The organism is Nocardia exalbida NBRC 100660 (genome assembly GCF_000308575.1).
Taxonomy (GTDB): Bacteria; Actinomycetota; Actinomycetes; order Mycobacteriales; family Mycobacteriaceae; genus Nocardia; species Nocardia exalbida.
Map to the genome: position 1 here is coordinate 109,959 of NZ_BAFZ01000165.1, position 13,888 is coordinate 123,846.

Genomic DNA, 13,888 nt, shown 5'->3' on the forward strand with positions numbered 1-13,888 from the left:
AAAGGAACTCGGTGACCGGCAGATACGGCACCATCGCCAGGCGGGTGCGGTGGACAGTCACCGCCCTGAAGTGGCCCCGTGACGGGGGCACCTACCATCGAGTGGTGATTTCCACCGACATGGGTCCGCACCGATGACAGCCGACCGGCCACCGGCCGGCGACAGCATCGGGCCCCCCGACGTGGACACCACGAACTCCGCACCGCGGCGCTCCCGGAAAGCGGCGGCGCAGCAACGCGGCCGCAGCCGCGCTCCGCGGCTTTCGTACGAGGCATGGGTAGACGGCGCTCTGGCACTGCTCGCCCGAGAAGGTGTCTCCGCCATCAAGATTCCCCGGCTGTGCCAGGAACTCGGTGTCACCAAAGGCAGTTTCTACTGGCATTTCGACGATATCGAACAGCTCATGGAGGCGATGGCCGACCGTTGGAGCGCGCTGCAAACCGAGATCATTCGCGCGCTCGGCGCGATCGAGTCCGTTCCGGTCGAGCAGCGCATCGCCAACATGGCCGCCAATCTCATCGACCAAGGCACCTGGGCCACCGAAGCCACCGTGCGCGAATGGGCGCGAAGCGATGAGAAGGTGGCAGCGACGGTGCGCGCCTTGGATCAACAGATCTTCGAAACGGTGCAGAAAGCGATGCTGGAACTGGGCTTCGCACCGGAGGAAGCACGGCTGCGCGCCGGTGCGATGGTGTACTTGGGCATCGGCTTCATCCACGGCCGCGGCAGCCTGCCCACGCCGACCGCCGAGCAGGCCCGGGCGATTCTCGGCCTGTTGACCATTCCCGCCCCGAAAGAGAATCGGGCGTAGCTAACGGGCGTAGCCGGTGATGCCGCGAATCCAGGCGATGAAGTCTCCGGCGTCTTCGTTGCTGCCGTGGCCCGCGTCCCAATACATGGCGGCGTTCACGTCCGCGCCGAGATTCTCCAGCTTGGCGGCGAGGTTGCCGACGACGGTGAGGGAGGTGTCGGAGTCTTTGGTGCCGACGCGAATCCACCAGTGCTGGGCGCGGCCGGGATTGCCCCGGCCGAGGAAGTACATGGGGTTCATCAACTCGATCTTGTCCGGCAGGTCGCTGTCGAGCCGCGCGTTCGCATCGCCGGTGGCGCGGCGCAGGCTGTAGAGGGTGAAGTGGCGCGCTCTGGTGGTGCCGTTGCCGAATTCGTTGTTCTCGCCCGAGGACAGGTCGAAAGCGTCGAAGGCGGGCACGTTCTTCTTGCGCGTGCCGACGTGGGTGAGGTAATCGGCCCACGTGAAGGTCGCGGTGTCGTTATCGAAACGCAGCCAGGGGTTCGCGGCCAGATAGGCGCCGCGCTCGGCGTCCGGCAGTGCCTTCAGGTACTTGCCCGCCGCCGGTTGCAGGTAGGTGCGCAGTAGATGGTCGGCGTAGTTGTCGGCGGTGAGCGCTCCGGACCCGTTGCGCCCGCGGAGATTCAGCGACGCTTGATAGGCCGGAAAGGCTGTCGCGAGTTCCCGCGACACCGTCTGGTCGACCTGTTCACCGGACTGCGGCGGGTTGGCGCCCCAGTTCCATTCGTAGGCCATGTCGGCGTGCTCGAGGTCGGTGATCGGGCAGTAGTCGGCGCTGGCGAAGATGGCGTCGGAGGCGTCGGCCGCGCCGAGTTCGGTGAGGTAGGAGTGGTAGCGGTCGCTGTCCCCCGAGGCGCCCAGCAGCGCCGACATCGCGCCGCCCGCGCTCACGCCGGTGGAGATGATCCAGTCGGTGTTGCCGGGCACCCGCCCGCTGTTGTGCCGCAGATATCGCACCGCCGCCTTCAGATCCACGATCGCCGCCGGAGCGACCCCGTAGTAGACGCCGTCGGAGCCGACCAGATCGCGCCCTCGCGCGCCCGGCTCGACGACCACATAACCGGCGGCCAGCGCGAGGTCGGGGTTGCTGGTGCGATTCGCGGCGTCGTCGAACCCGCCCGATCCGGCCGGCGCCGCGCCGCTGGGCGGGGCCGCGCCGGACGGCAGGCCACCGAGCGTGCCGCCGGACTTGATCACCGAGGACGACATGTATCCGCCGATGTTGTTGCTGAGCAGGATCGGTGCCCTGCTCGCGTCGACGGTGCTGCCGTCGATCTGGACCGGGACGCTGACGGTCAGGCTCTGGTACTGCTCGTCCACCGGTTTCGCGACGTAGACGATGCCCTTGTACTGGTGGTAGGTGATCCGTCGCTCGCCATCGGCGGTGGCGACCGACTTGGCTTCGATGCTGTACTTCTCGGGGTCGAAGCGCAGGGCGTCCGATTCGGCCGACTCGGTGTCCTGCTCCTGTCGCGAGTCGCACCCCGAGGCCACCAGTGGGGCCGCGGTCACCGCGGCCAGTGCCGCCAGCATCGTTCTGCGTCGCACGAACATTCCTTTCGGATCAGAGAACCGGGTCTTCACCAGGGCGTGTCACCGAGGTCGCCGCTCGGATCGGTAGATTCGACGGCGGCGGGATCGTGCTGCCACGTCACGCTCAGCTGGTCGCGCTCGCCGAACCGGACCAGGTGCCTCGCGAGCACGTCCTCGAGGCGCGGCAGGTCCTCGGCGGCCGCCTCGAGCCGCAGATGCAGTTCGCCTTCCTGCGCGGTGACCGTCGCGCGACCGGAGTCCAAGTCGATCCAGCCCGACGAGGACTGCGCCGACCACTCGCCGCCGTTGCGCCGCCCGAGATGCGACACCAACTGCTTGCCGTACCGCTCCGGCCGATCGGTGCGAACCACCGCCCGGGACGCGGTGGACGAGCCGCCCGCGGTCACGACGCGGCCCGCGAGGGGGATCCGGCGTGCGAGACAACATGGGCATCCAGAATCTGCGAGACCATGACGGCACCAGCCTTCGGATTGCTCTACATTTGCGTGAATCTGTCGCCCTGGGAAACGCGACACATCGATGGGGCATCGGGCAGCGTCGACGCAGCGACGACATGGTCAGCACTACCCGGGGCCGCTGCCGTTCACACACCCCGTCGACCTCAACAGCGAACCCTCAGCACACGCTGCGACCGCGCTGTACGACCAGCCGCCGGTTTGCCCCGGTACTCCATCGGGCAGGCGGCCCGCGCCGTGTTCCGGGCCACCGCGCCGACCCGACTACGTAGACTTCCGGCGTGACCGATCTCGCGGACTTCGCCCGGCTGATCACCGGCGACCACGGACTCTGTGTCGTCTCCACCCTGCGAGCCGACCGCACGGTTCAATCGTCCGTGGTCAACGCCGGTGTTTTGCGACACCCGGCGACCGGTGCGGACGTGGTGGGCATGGTGGTGCGCGGCGACGCCCGCAAATTGGACAATCTGCGTGCCCGGCCGCGTGCCACGGTCGTGGTTCGCGTCGGTTGGGAATGGTCCGCTGTCGAGGGGTCGGTGTGGATCGCCGGTCCCGACGACCCGGCCCCCGACGTCGATGCCGAGCGGTTGCGGCTTCTGCTGCGTGAGGTGTTCACCGCGGCCGGTGGCGTGCACGAGGATTGGGACGAGTACGACAGAGTGATGGCCGCAGAGCGCCGGGCAGTGGTCATGGTCCTGCCGGACCGGGTCTACGGCAACGGCTGATTATTACTCGCGCAGTCTCGGCGGGACGCTACGCGTGGGGCGCGACGTCCAAGACGTACTCGAGGTCCCTGATTTCGTCGGCGATCTGCGGTGAGCAGGAGATGACGACGCGATCCGCGCCGCAGAGCTCGACGACCTCGGCGTCGTCGGTTCGCAGCCAGTCGAGAAACTTCCCACGCACACCTCTCGGTGTCGCACTCTCGCCGCGCAGGGAGGGGTCGAGGCGGACGAGGTAGGTGCGGTGTAGCACCGGCATGGCGCTCTCCTTCGATCGTCCGGGCGGTAGCCGAGGTGCGGCGCTTCGCGCCGCGTTCGGGTGCTCGTGCACGTGCGATGGTCGCTGTGCGAGCGTCATACCCGGCTTGGGCGACCGCACGCGATATCGAGGGATATTCGCGGCGGAATTCGCCGGGGTCGAATCAGAGCAGGACAGCGGCTTGCGGTTCCGCTCACCGGTGCGGGTCCGCGGCGCGCAAGGGTGGTGGCCAGGCATGCGACGAGTGCCGGTGGCTGCGCAGGATCCGCAGAGGCGTCCGGCGAACTCCGGTCTGTTGAGGCGGTTCACCGGTTCCGGGACGGGTAGTTCGGTATCAACCGCAATCCTCGAGATCGGCGCCCGGCCACCACGGTCGGGTTCCGTCGGGGCGGTTGCTGTCGGCAGCGGTATGTGGGTTGTGTTCACATGGCGAGGACGACGGATCATGGCTGAGTTGAGCGAGGGTGTGTATCGGATCGTCAACGTCGGCACGGGTTATGTGCTGGCGCTCGACAGCGCTGACCAGGTCACGGTAGTGGGGGAGGTAAGTGTGGAGGATGGCTGGCAGCACTGGCTGTTGTCGAGCGCGCCGGAGTTCGGCGGAGGGATCTGGTACATCACCAACGGGCGCACCGGGACCCGGCTGGGCCTCGGTGACGGTCTGGTGTCGGAGGGGGTTCATGTCGAATGCAGCGGGACGCCGATGGGATGGCAGATCAGCACCGATGAAGTCCATCCCGCCTGCTACCGCATCGCCGTTTGGCCCGCCGCCGAGTTCGTTCTGGCTCTGCCGGGCCTCGAGATCGGCACCGAGCAGATCGGGTTGACGCGCTACGCGGCCACCAGCGATATCCAGCAGTGGCGGTTCCATCGCCCGTGAACAGGTCCGATATACGGACGGTCCGCGTCGCTATGGCTCGACCGGGCGGTGCTGTTCGATGAGCATTCGCGCCATGAGCGCGGCGCGGCGGGCGGCCAGCAGATCTCCCTCGGCGGCGGAGATGATCGAGCCCTTCATGAGGATGTGCCAGGACCGGGCGAAATCGTCGGGGTCACACAATCCCGCCGCCTCGGCCCGGCCGCGCACGATGGCCCGGATATTGTCCAGGTATCCGATGCTGGCCTGCCCGGCCGGATGCGCGGCGCCCAGCTCCAGCAGCACGTTGATGAACGAGCAGCCGTCGAAATCCTCGCGCTTCTGGAACCAGTCGTGGAAAACGTCGAAAATCGCCAGCAACTGTTCTTCGGGTGTGTTGCCACGCGCACGAGACTGGGTTTCGACCAGGCCGAGCGTCCACAGCTGCTCGCGCCGCTGCAACACGGCGAGCACGAGATCGTCCTTGGACGGAAAATGCCTGTACAGCGTTGCCTTGGCCACACCGGACAGCGCGATCACTTCGTCGGTGCCCACCGCTCGGATACCGCGACGCGTGAACAACGCGTAGGCGGTGCTGAGGATTCGCTCGCGCGCGGGCGCGGCGGGTGCGACGTGTGAAAGGTTCGGCGTTTCCATCTCCCTGTCACCATAGCGCTGTACAGACCGGCCTGTCTCTGTTAGTAAAGAAAGACAGGTCTGTCTTGAGGATGCAGGGTGGGCCCGACTTTCGAGCGCCCTAGGCGCGAAACGAATCGAGTGTGCCCATATGAGCACAGCACTGCACGGTCTCAGCAATCCCACCCGACAACCGGCCGATGAACCGGAAGACACTCTCCCCGGCCTGAACGCGACCGTCGAACGTCGGGGCAACGCGGCCATCGTCCATGTTCACGGCGAGGTCGACGCCTACACTCTCCCGACGTGGCGCAGACTGCTGCGGGAGGTTGTCACAGCAACCGCGGCGCCGGGCCCCATCGTGATCGACACCGGCGGCCTCGGCTTCATGGCCTGCCGTTCCATGCTGGCCTTGGCCGAGGAGGCCGAGGCATGCGGGCTCCGGGATATTCGGCTGTGCGTGGTCGGCAGCCCATTGGTGGTGACCCGCATCGTGGCCCTCCTCGACCTCGACGTTCTCCAGCCCATCTACGCCTGCGTCGAGGACGCCCTGGCCGGCTCCGTGCCGAGCGGGGGCTCCTTGGGAGGCCGGGTCGCGGGATAGCGCGGGAGCCGGATCATGCTGAGTCCCGGCGGGCCGATGGCCCGCCGGGACTCAGCGCGATAGGGGCCGATAGCTACGAGGCGTCGACGCCGCTAGACCCCGTCCCGGCCCGGCGGTGACGGATCGAGGCTTGACAGGCGACGTGTCAGCAATCACACTTTGCGAGGAAAGTTGACATGACTGTCACGTCATCATCAGTGAGTCAGGAGGCACCGGTGCCTGCAGTTCCCGATATGCGCGCGCTCGGGCGAGAAGTGAGCAACTGGGGTCGCTGGGGAAGCGACGACGAGCGGGGGACCACGAATCTCATCACGCCCGATCGCGTGGTGGCCGCGGCCGGATTGATCCGGTCGGGCCAGGTCTTCCACCTGGGTATTCCACTCGACTCGGACGGCCCGCAACCGGGGGGAGCGCGGATCAACCCGATCCGGCTGATGTCGGAGAACGGGCAGGAACAGGTACTGCCGGGCGGGTTCAAGTGGGCCGACGATTACGTGTTCATGCCCCTGCAGGCAGGTTCGCAGTACGACTCGCTCGCTCACGTGCATTACGACGACCAGCTCTACAACGGCCACTCCGGCTCCGGTGTCACGGTCAAGGGCGCGGACAAATGCGGCATCCACACCCAGGCGGCGGGCATCGCCGGGCGCGGCGTCCTGCTCGACGTGGCGCGGGTGCGCGGCGTGGACTGGCTCGAGGCGGGCACCGCGATCGGCCCCGATGAGCTGGCCGCGGTCGCCGACGCCCAAGGGGTCACGGTCGGCTCGGGTGACATCCTGCTGATCAGGACCGGATGGCGGAAGAAGTTCCTCGCCGATCGCGATGCCGCCACGTTCATGGCAGGGGAGCCGGGTCTGAGCCTGAGCTGCGCCACTTGGCTGCGCGAGCGTGACGTCGCGGTGGTCGGCTCGGACAACTGGGCGGTCGAAGTGATGCCGGGTGAGAACCCCGGCGGCGCGTTCGAACTGCACATGGTCCTGATCCGGGATATGGGACTGACGCTGGCGGAGATGCTCGATTTCGAGGATCTCGCCGAGGCCTGTGCCGCGGACGGCCACTACGACTTCTTCTACGCCGGGCCGCCGTTGCAGTTCACCCGAGGCGTCGGATCACCGATCAACCCGCTCGCGATCAAATGAGGCAAGTGATGGCTGTCGTGTGGACGCCCGGATCGGCAAAAGGTGATGTGAATGTTGGTCGGTGACATCATCGAGTACGGCGCGCGCAAGCATCCGGACCGGATCGCGCTTCGATTCGAGGACGAGCAGATCGGTTACCGGCAGTTGTGCGATCGCAGCCGCCGCCTGGCGAACGCTCTGCTGCGAGTCGCCGCGCCGGGGGACCGGGTGGCGATCCTCTCCGGCAACTGCACGGAGTATTTCGACTGCTATTACGGCGTGCCCATGGCCGGGATGGTGTTGACGATCCTCAACTACCGGTCGCACCCGGAGCAGGTGGCCGCACTGCTGGAGCATTCCGGCGCGGGCGTGTTGATCGTCGCCGCGGAGTTCGCCGATGTGGTCGAGCGGATTCGCGATCGCATACCCACCGTGCACACCGTGGTCTCCATCGGCGCGGCCGATGGTCTCCAGGAATGGGACGAATTCGTCGGTGCCGCAGACGCTTCGGTTCCGGCGGTGCGGCCGGAAGCGGACGATACCGCCTGGCTGGTGTACACGAGCGGGACGACCGGAACCCCCAAGGGGGTGATGATCAGTCATCGCAACTTGCTCGCCGGAATCACCTCCTCCGCGTTGCACTGGGAGCTGCCGGAAGACACGGTGTTCCTGTTCTGCTTCCCGCTGTGCCACGTCGGCGGTTATGTCACGGTGCTCAACCATCTGCTCGGCGCGACCGTCGGGTTCCTGCGCGCCTACGACAACGCCACCTTCCTGCGGCTGGTCGGCGAATGGCAGGTCACCCAGACAGGTCTGGCCCCGACGATGATCAGCTTCCTGCTCCGGGATCCGCAACTGGAGACCCACGCGCTGAAATCGTTGCAGGCCATCGGCTACGGCTCCGCGCCGATTCCGGCGGCTGTGCTGCGGGAAGGGTTGGAGCGTTTCGGCTGCGACTTCTACCAGGGCATGGGAATGACCGAACTGTCCGGCAATATCCTGCACTTGGACTTCGCGGCGCATCGCCGCGCGGCCGCGGGCGAGACCGGACTGCTCGCGTCGGCGGGTAAGCCCATGCGGCTGGCGGATCTGCGCATCGTGGACGACGACTTCGACGATGTTCCCGCCGGGGTGGTGGGGGAGATGGTCGTCCGCGGCGATCAGGTGAGCGCCGGCTACTGGAACGATCCGGACGCGACCGCGGATGCCTTCACCGACGGCTGGTTCCACACCGGTGATCTGGTGCGGCAGGACGACGAGGGCTTCGTCTACATCGTGGACCGGAAGAAGGACCTCATCATCAGCGGCGGCGAGAACGTCGCTTCGCTGATGGTCGAGCAGGCGCTGTACCGCAATCCCGCCGTCGCGGAAGCGGCCGCCATCGGTGTTCGTGACGACACCTGGGGCGAGGTGGTCTGCGCGGTCGTGGTGCTGCGCGACGGCGCCGTCGCGGACGCATCGGACATCGTCGCGAGCTGCCGGGAGCACCTGGGCGGCTTCCAGGTGCCACGCCGCGTCGAATTCGTGGAAGCCCTGCCGAAGAATGTGACCGGCAAGATCCTCAAACGCGAACTGCGCGAGCGTTTCTCGAAAGCAAGGTGACTCGCGGGCGCGATGAATGCGCCACCGACGCGACCCGGCCACGACTGCGAAGTCGTGGCCGGGTCGTGGTGTCGTGGCGGTTGGATGATGGAGCGCAGTCAACCGAGGTGTTTCGGATTCGCCACCCGCAGGCGCGACAGCACGGCGGCCGAGACCGTCCGGCGGACTTCGTCGTCCGCGTACGCCAGTGCGCCCGCGCGCAGTTTCTCGGCCAGTTCCCGCTCGGACGAGCAGTGCAGCGCGTCCAGCAGTTCGGCCACTCGGGCCTCGGTACCCGCCTCTTGGAGTTCACGTCCGCAAATTCGTAGCAGCGACATGCAGATTCGCAGCAGATAGCGCTGCCGCTCTCGGTCTTCGGTCAGGGCCGGGGCGATGTCCTCGGCCAACGTCCCGGCCACGAGATCGAGTATCTCGGCGACGCCGGGGCGGTCGTGCAGGGTGGACCGGGTGGGCTGCGGCGGGGTGACGGATGCGGTCGTGTCGAGGAGATCGAGCGCATCGAGGAGGTCGTATTCGGATTCGCAGACCCGCCGTCCGATCGCCGCCAGCTCGAGTGATCGCTCCGCGCCGCCGAGGTGACGCTCCGCTTGGAACCTGCTCAGGATCAACCACTTCAGCGTTCCGAAGACTTCCCACCAACGCAGTTCGGTCCGCGCCGGACGGTCGCCGGTGGCGCGCTGGTATCCGTCGAGTAGCTGTTCGCGGGTGCCGAGGCCGCCGACCGGCGCAGGCGCACCGAAGCGCCAGGCGCGGACGCAGAGCCAGCCGAGGTCCTCGATCGGGTTGCCGAGGTGGGCGAGTTCCCAGTCGAGGACACCGCGGATACCGCTGGGGTCGATCAGCAGGTTGCCGAGCCGGAAGTCGCCGTGCACCAGGCGGGCCGCCCGGCTCGGCGGGCGATGTTCGCGCAGCCACCGCAGGCCCGCTTCCACGGCCGGGCGGGGTTCGCGGAGGTCGAGATAGATGCGTTCGATGGCGTCCAACGGATCCGCGTCGTCGAGGTCGGTGAGCGAATCGAGGGGAGTGCGATGGATCAGACCGAGCACGTACCCGAAGTCTTCGGCGAGATGGGTTCGCGCCTCCGCGAATTCCGGGTCCCGCTGGATCTTCCGGGGTAGCGACTCGCCGTCGATCAGATTCATCAACAGATACGGAGCGTCGATGCCCGGCGCGGTGTCGTCACAGGCGAGGACTTCGGGTACCGGGACTCCTGCCGCCGCCGCGGCCCGCAGGCAGGCCGCCTCGGCGCGCATCCGGCCGATATCGCCGTGCCCGGGTGGATCGCGGCGCAACACGGCCGCGAGCTGTTTCCCGGTGCGGTCGGTGGCTGCGACCGCGTACACCTCGCGGCTCGCGCCGCCGGTGAGTCTGCGCATCTCGGCGGCGACGAGCGCGGTGCCGGTGGCCTCGCTCAGGACCGCGCGGACGCCGTCGGCGAGCGTCGGCGGCGGGATGGTCACAGCCACGGTGCGGCTCCGGGATCGCGCAGCAGCCGCCGCGCGGCCGACATGCGGTGGACCTCGTCGGGCCCGTCGTACACGCGAGCGTATCTGGCCTGCCGGTACATGCGTTCCAGCGGCGTATCGGCGGTCAGGCCGAGTGCGCCGTGCACCTGGATGGCGCGATCGATGACGTCGTGCAGCATGCGGGCGCCCCAGAACTTCACCAGCCCGACCCGTACGCGGTAGTCGGCTCCGGCGTCCATCGCGCGCGCGGCGTCGAGGGTCATCAGCCGCGCGGCGTGGATCTGGGCGGCGGACTCGGCGATGTAGCGGTGGATCTCGCCCTTCTCCGCCAGCAACGACCCATGGGCGAAGCGGGTGTTCGCGCGGGCGCACATCAGCTCGTAGGCGCGCTGTGCCTGGCCCAGCCAGCGCATGCAGTGGAAGATCCGGCCCGCGCCGAGGCGGTCCTGCGCCACCACGAATCCCCTCCCGCGTTCTCCGAGCAGGTCGGCCGCGGGCACCCGGACATCGGTGAGCCGGACTTCGTAATGATCGCTGGGGTCGTGTCCCATCGTCGGGATGGCGCGCACGATCTCGAAACCCGGTGTGTCGGTCGGCACGATGATCGCGCTGATGCGCTCGTGCCTGGGCGCGCTGTCGGGCTCGGTGCGCGCGAACACGGTGCAGAACGCCGCCTGCTCGGCTGCCGTGGTGAACCACTTGTGCCCGTTGATGATCCAGCTGTCGCCGTCGAGTTCGGCCCGGGTTTCGATCAGGGTCGGGTCGGAACCAGCGACATCCGGTTCGGTCAGCCCGACCGAGGGCAGGATCTCCCCGGCCACCATCGGCCCGATCCACCGGCGGCGCTGCTCGTCGGTGCCGTGCCGGTGCAGCATGAGGGTGTCCTGCATGGACACCGAGCCGACGGCCAGCTGGCCGAATTCGGAACGGCCGATGATCTCGTTGAGATAGACGAAATCGAGGAACGGCAGGCCCCCGCCCCCGACCTCGGCCGGATGGCCCAGCGCCCAGAGACCGAGTTCCTTCGCCCGCTCGCGCAGCCCGGCCAGCACCGCCCGCGCGGTGTCGCCCTCCACGGCCAAGGTCGGCTCCTGGGGGATGACCTCGTCGTCGATGAACGTGCGCAGCCGCGAGGCCGTTTCGGCCACCCTGCCCGCGGGAAGGTCGTAGGTCATGCCCGACTCTCCCGGCTGGAGGTGGACGCCTCGCGCAGCGGCCGCGTCGCGGCCGAGTCGACGTATTCGTCGATTCGGGTGATGCGCGCGTCCCGGACGCGGACGAACAGGCTCGCCGGAACCTCGAGCGCGCCGAATCCCGGCAGGTGACCACGCAGGACATGTTGCTGGGCGAAGCCGTCGGGGAGCGGATAGCGGCGGATGTCCTCGTAGCGCAGATTCTCGACGGTGCGCGACAACCAGCGCAGCACCCGCAGATTCTCGGCGACGGTCTGCTCGGTGCCGTCGTCGTTGTGCCAGATCCGGGCATCGGGCGCGTACAGGTCGGTCAATGCCGTCACGTCGCCCGCGCTGACGGCGGCGAAGAAGCGTTCGGCCAGATCATTCATCGGATGTCCTCTTCTTCGAGCACGGTCTGCGCGGTCATCGCCCGAGCGGAGCGGGTGCGGGCGTCAGGCGTCCGCCGGCGCGCAGCAGGTTGCTGTCGGCCGGTTTGCCGAGCAGGCGGGAGAAAAGTCTCGCGGCGTCGAGGGTCGCGTCGAGGTCGACGCCGGTGGCGATGCCGCTGTCTTCGAACAGGTAGACCAGTTCCTCGGTGGCGATGTTCCCGCTGGCGGCGGGGGCGAACGGGCAGCCGCCGAAACCGCCCGCCGAGGCGTCGAACCGGCGGATCCCGTGCAGGTATCCGGCCCACGCGTTGGCCGAGCTCTGGCCGCGGGTGTTGTGCAGGTGCAGGCCGACGTCGACGCCGGGCGCCGCGGCACGGACCAGGTCGACCACCGCACCGGTGCGCCGCGGCGTGGCGGTGCCGACCGTATCGGCGATCGAAAGGCTGTCGGCGCCCGCGGCGATCGCGCGGGCGGCGATGGCCGCGACTCGCTCCGGCGGGGTCGGTCCGTCGAACGGGCAGTCGAAAGCGATGGCGACGATCACCTCCAGCTCACCGCCCGCGCCGTGTACCAGCTCGGCGATGGGCGCGATGAGCGCGATCGAATCCTCGGTATCGCGACCGACATTCGCCCGGCTGTGACCGTCCGACGCCGAGACCACGTACTCGAGCCGCGTCATTCCCGCGGCGAGCGCGCGCCGAACCCCGCCCATTCCGGCGACCAGCGCGGAGAAGGCCACCTCCGGCCACCGATCCAGCTGGGCGGCGATGCGCTCGGCATCGGCGAGTGCCGGAACCGCGCGGGGCGAGACGAACGAGGTGACCTCGATGCGGCCCACGCCGGTCGCGACGAGCGCCTGGGTCAGCTCGAGCTTCGCCTCGGTCGGGAGGGGCGCCTCGATCTGCAAGCCGTCGCGCGGTCCCACCTCACGAATATCGACCCGCGCACTCACGCGATCGTGCCTTGGGTGCGGAGCGTGGCGAGCCGATCCTGGTCGTAGCCGAGGAGTTCGGTGAGGACCTCGTCGGTGTGCGTGCCCGGGCGGCTCGGCCCGCCCCACCGCACGCCACCGGGTGTGTCGCTGAGCTTGGGTACCACTCCGACTCCTTTCACCGGTTCCGGATCGAACCCGTCGTCGGCTGGCCCCACCGAGGGGTCACGATGGTCGACGAAGATCTCTCGCGCGGCGAACTGCGGATCGGTCATCACCTCGGCGACGGTGTTGACCGGACCGGCGACCACACCGAATTCGGTCAGCAGCTCGATGAGATCGGTGGCCGTGTACCCCGCCGCCCACTGCGCGATCATCTCGTCGAGTTCGTCCTGACGTTCGCCGCGCGCGGTGTGATTGGCGTAACGGGGGTCGGATGCCAGCTCGGGCCGGCCCATCGCGGCCGCCAGCCGCCCGAACACCGTGTCCTGGTTGGCCGCGATGATCACCCACAACCCGTCCTGGGAGCGATACAGATTCGACGGCGCGATCCGGTCGAGCCGGGTGCCCGAGGGCTGCCGCACGTGTCCAGTCTTGTGATAGTCGGGAACGGTCGATTCCTGGATGGCGAGGGACGACTCGGTCAGTGCCGCGTCGACGATCTGTCCGCGCCCGGTGCGTTCCCGCACCAGCAGCGCCGCGAGAACACCTTGGCAGGCGAAGAGGCCTGCGAGACTGTCGCCGAGCGACAGCGCGATTCGCGGCGGGGCCTGCCCGGGGAATCCGTTGAGGTATCGCAGGCCGCTGATGCCCTCGGCGACCGAGGCGTAACCCGGCCGCGACGCGTAGGGGCCGGTTTGCCCGTATCCCGACACCCGCGCGAGCACCAACCCCGGGCAGGCCGCGGACAGCACGTCGTAGCCGAGCCCCCAGCGTTCCAACGTGCCGGGACGGAAGCTCTCCACCACCACGTCCGCGGTGCGCACCAGTTCCAGGAACACCTCGCGCCCCGCCTCGGTGCGCAGGTCGAGGCTCACGCACCGTTTGTTGCGCGCGTGCACCGACCAGAAGTACTGATGCCCGCCCGCCGCCTGGCCCCATTCCCGGAGGGGATCCGGGCGGTCGGGGGCTTCGATCTTGATGACATCGGCGCCCAGATCACCGAGGAGCCTGCCGCAGTACGGACCGGCGATCAACGTCCCGAGTTCCAGCACGCGGTACCCGTCGAGCGCGCCAGGGGGTGCCTGCGCGTGCGCGCCGGGCTGTGCGTCCATTGTCATGATGGCTTGCCTCCTCGGGGAAATGGCGAC

The 13,888-nt window shown here is 68.3% G+C and carries 15 protein-coding genes; 6 read left to right on the forward strand and 9 right to left on the reverse strand.

Going from position 1 to position 13,888, the window contains the following annotated elements; all coding sequences use genetic code 11:
• The first annotated feature begins 133 nt into the window (after nucleotides 1–133).
• Nucleotides 134–811, forward strand: a complete 678-nt coding sequence (locus ON29_RS33165) for a TetR/AcrR family transcriptional regulator (protein ID WP_083864240.1) — start codon at nucleotides 134–136, stop codon at nucleotides 809–811.
• On the opposite strand, the gene ON29_RS33170 is transcribed toward ON29_RS33165, so the two are convergent.
• Both ON29_RS33170 and ON29_RS33175 read right to left on the reverse strand, forming a co-directional pair.
• Complete coding sequence (locus tag ON29_RS33170) at nucleotides 812–2,359, reverse strand: subtype B tannase (protein WP_083864247.1); 1,548 nt, start codon at nucleotides 2,357–2,359, stop codon at nucleotides 812–814.
• A gap of 32 nt (nucleotides 2,360–2,391) precedes the next feature.
• Nucleotides 2,392–2,751 carry a DUF2218 domain-containing protein gene (locus ON29_RS33175; protein ID WP_040872220.1) on the reverse strand — a complete coding sequence of 120 codons (360 nt, stop codon included), beginning with the start codon at nucleotides 2,749–2,751 and terminating at the stop codon, nucleotides 2,392–2,394.
• A 350-nt stretch (nucleotides 2,752–3,101) separates the two neighbouring features.
• Here ON29_RS33175 and ON29_RS33180 point away from each other — a divergent pair, with 350 nt between their 5' ends.
• Nucleotides 3,102–3,545, forward strand: coding sequence for a pyridoxamine 5'-phosphate oxidase family protein (locus ON29_RS33180; protein ID WP_040872221.1), 444 nt, complete (start codon nucleotides 3,102–3,104; stop codon nucleotides 3,543–3,545).
• A 28-nt stretch (nucleotides 3,546–3,573) separates the two neighbouring features.
• On the opposite strand, the gene ON29_RS33185 is transcribed toward ON29_RS33180, so the two are convergent.
• Nucleotides 3,574–3,801 (reverse strand): hypothetical protein, encoded by a 228-nt coding sequence (locus ON29_RS33185; protein WP_040872223.1) that lies wholly within the window; start codon nucleotides 3,799–3,801, stop codon nucleotides 3,574–3,576.
• A gap of 445 nt (nucleotides 3,802–4,246) precedes the next feature.
• Here ON29_RS33185 and ON29_RS33190 point away from each other — a divergent pair, with 445 nt between their 5' ends.
• The gene (locus ON29_RS33190; RefSeq protein ID WP_157173002.1) at nucleotides 4,247–4,681 is read left to right on the forward strand and encodes an RICIN domain-containing protein; all 435 of its coding nucleotides are present in this window, start codon (nucleotides 4,247–4,249) and stop codon (nucleotides 4,679–4,681) included.
• Between the two features lie 30 nt (nucleotides 4,682–4,711).
• On the opposite strand, the gene ON29_RS33195 is transcribed toward ON29_RS33190, so the two are convergent.
• The gene (locus tag ON29_RS33195; protein ID WP_040872227.1) at nucleotides 4,712–5,314 is read right to left on the reverse strand and encodes a TetR/AcrR family transcriptional regulator; all 603 of its coding nucleotides are present in this window, start codon (nucleotides 5,312–5,314) and stop codon (nucleotides 4,712–4,714) included.
• Nucleotides 5,315–5,444: 130 nt separating this feature from the next.
• Here ON29_RS33195 and ON29_RS33200 point away from each other — a divergent pair, with 130 nt between their 5' ends.
• From ON29_RS33200 to ON29_RS33210, 3 genes are all read left to right on the forward strand, one after another.
• On the forward strand, nucleotides 5,445–5,897 hold the full coding sequence (locus ON29_RS33200) for an anti-sigma factor antagonist (RefSeq protein WP_051175889.1): 453 nt from the start codon (nucleotides 5,445–5,447) through the stop codon (nucleotides 5,895–5,897).
• 233 nt (nucleotides 5,898–6,130) lie between these two features.
• Entirely contained in the window at nucleotides 6,131–7,036 is a 906-nt protein-coding gene (locus tag ON29_RS33205; protein WP_040872229.1) for a cyclase family protein, read from the forward strand.
• Between the two features lie 51 nt (nucleotides 7,037–7,087).
• Nucleotides 7,088–8,617 (forward strand): long-chain-fatty-acid--CoA ligase, encoded by a 1,530-nt coding sequence (locus ON29_RS33210; protein ID WP_051175890.1) that lies wholly within the window; start codon nucleotides 7,088–7,090, stop codon nucleotides 8,615–8,617.
• 98 nt (nucleotides 8,618–8,715) lie between these two features.
• Here the strand turns inward: ON29_RS33210 and ON29_RS33215 are convergent, their stop codons facing one another.
• The 5 genes from ON29_RS33215 to ON29_RS33235 are packed head-to-tail and all read right to left on the reverse strand — an operon-like array spanning nucleotide 8,716 to nucleotide 13,852.
• The gene (locus ON29_RS33215) at nucleotides 8,716–10,083 is read right to left on the reverse strand and encodes a phosphotransferase (RefSeq protein WP_040872231.1); all 1,368 of its coding nucleotides are present in this window, start codon (nucleotides 10,081–10,083) and stop codon (nucleotides 8,716–8,718) included.
• The gene (locus ON29_RS33220; protein ID WP_174371889.1) at nucleotides 10,074–11,258 is read right to left on the reverse strand and encodes an acyl-CoA dehydrogenase family protein; all 1,185 of its coding nucleotides are present in this window, start codon (nucleotides 11,256–11,258) and stop codon (nucleotides 10,074–10,076) included. Before ON29_RS33220 ends, ON29_RS33215 begins: the two co-directional genes overlap by 10 nt.
• Complete coding sequence (locus ON29_RS33225; protein WP_040872232.1) at nucleotides 11,255–11,647, reverse strand: nuclear transport factor 2 family protein; 393 nt, start codon at nucleotides 11,645–11,647, stop codon at nucleotides 11,255–11,257. The genes ON29_RS33220 and ON29_RS33225 overlap by 4 nt, the downstream gene beginning before the upstream one ends.
• Nucleotides 11,648–11,681: 34 nt before the next feature.
• Complete coding sequence (locus ON29_RS33230) at nucleotides 11,682–12,599, reverse strand: hydroxymethylglutaryl-CoA lyase (RefSeq protein ID WP_040872235.1); 918 nt, start codon at nucleotides 12,597–12,599, stop codon at nucleotides 11,682–11,684.
• A complete protein-coding gene (locus tag ON29_RS33235) occupies nucleotides 12,596–13,852 on the reverse strand; it encodes a CaiB/BaiF CoA transferase family protein (protein ID WP_040872237.1) in 1,257 nt (418 codons plus the stop codon). Before ON29_RS33235 ends, ON29_RS33230 begins: the two co-directional genes overlap by 4 nt.
• Nucleotides 13,853–13,888 lie beyond the last annotated feature (36 nt).

Bases quoted from the DNA above. Each gene is read 5' to 3' on its own strand.
- ON29_RS33225 (WP_040872232.1), bottom strand. From the start codon at position 11,647: ATGAATGATCTGGCCGAACGCTTCTTCGCCGCCGTCAGCGCGGGCGAC.
- ON29_RS33210 (WP_051175890.1), top strand. From the start codon at position 7,088: ATGTTGGTCGGTGACATCATCGAGTACGGCGCGCGCAAGCATCCGGAC.
- ON29_RS33200 (WP_051175889.1), top strand. From the start codon at position 5,445: ATGAGCACAGCACTGCACGGTCTCAGCAATCCCACCCGACAACCGGCC.
- ON29_RS33205 (WP_040872229.1), top strand. From the start codon at position 6,131: ATGCGCGCGCTCGGGCGAGAAGTGAGCAACTGGGGTCGCTGGGGAAGC.
- ON29_RS33220 (WP_174371889.1), bottom strand. From the start codon at position 11,258: ATGACCTACGACCTTCCCGCGGGCAGGGTGGCCGAAACGGCCTCGCGG.
- ON29_RS33235 (WP_040872237.1), bottom strand. From the start codon at position 13,852: ATGGACGCACAGCCCGGCGCGCACGCGCAGGCACCCCCTGGCGCGCTC.
- ON29_RS33185 (WP_040872223.1), bottom strand. From the start codon at position 3,801: ATGCCGGTGCTACACCGCACCTACCTCGTCCGCCTCGACCCCTCCCTG.
- ON29_RS33165 (WP_083864240.1), top strand. From the start codon at position 134: ATGACAGCCGACCGGCCACCGGCCGGCGACAGCATCGGGCCCCCCGAC.
- ON29_RS33190 (WP_157173002.1), top strand. From the start codon at position 4,247: ATGGCTGAGTTGAGCGAGGGTGTGTATCGGATCGTCAACGTCGGCACG.
- ON29_RS33195 (WP_040872227.1), bottom strand. From the start codon at position 5,314: ATGGAAACGCCGAACCTTTCACACGTCGCACCCGCCGCGCCCGCGCGC.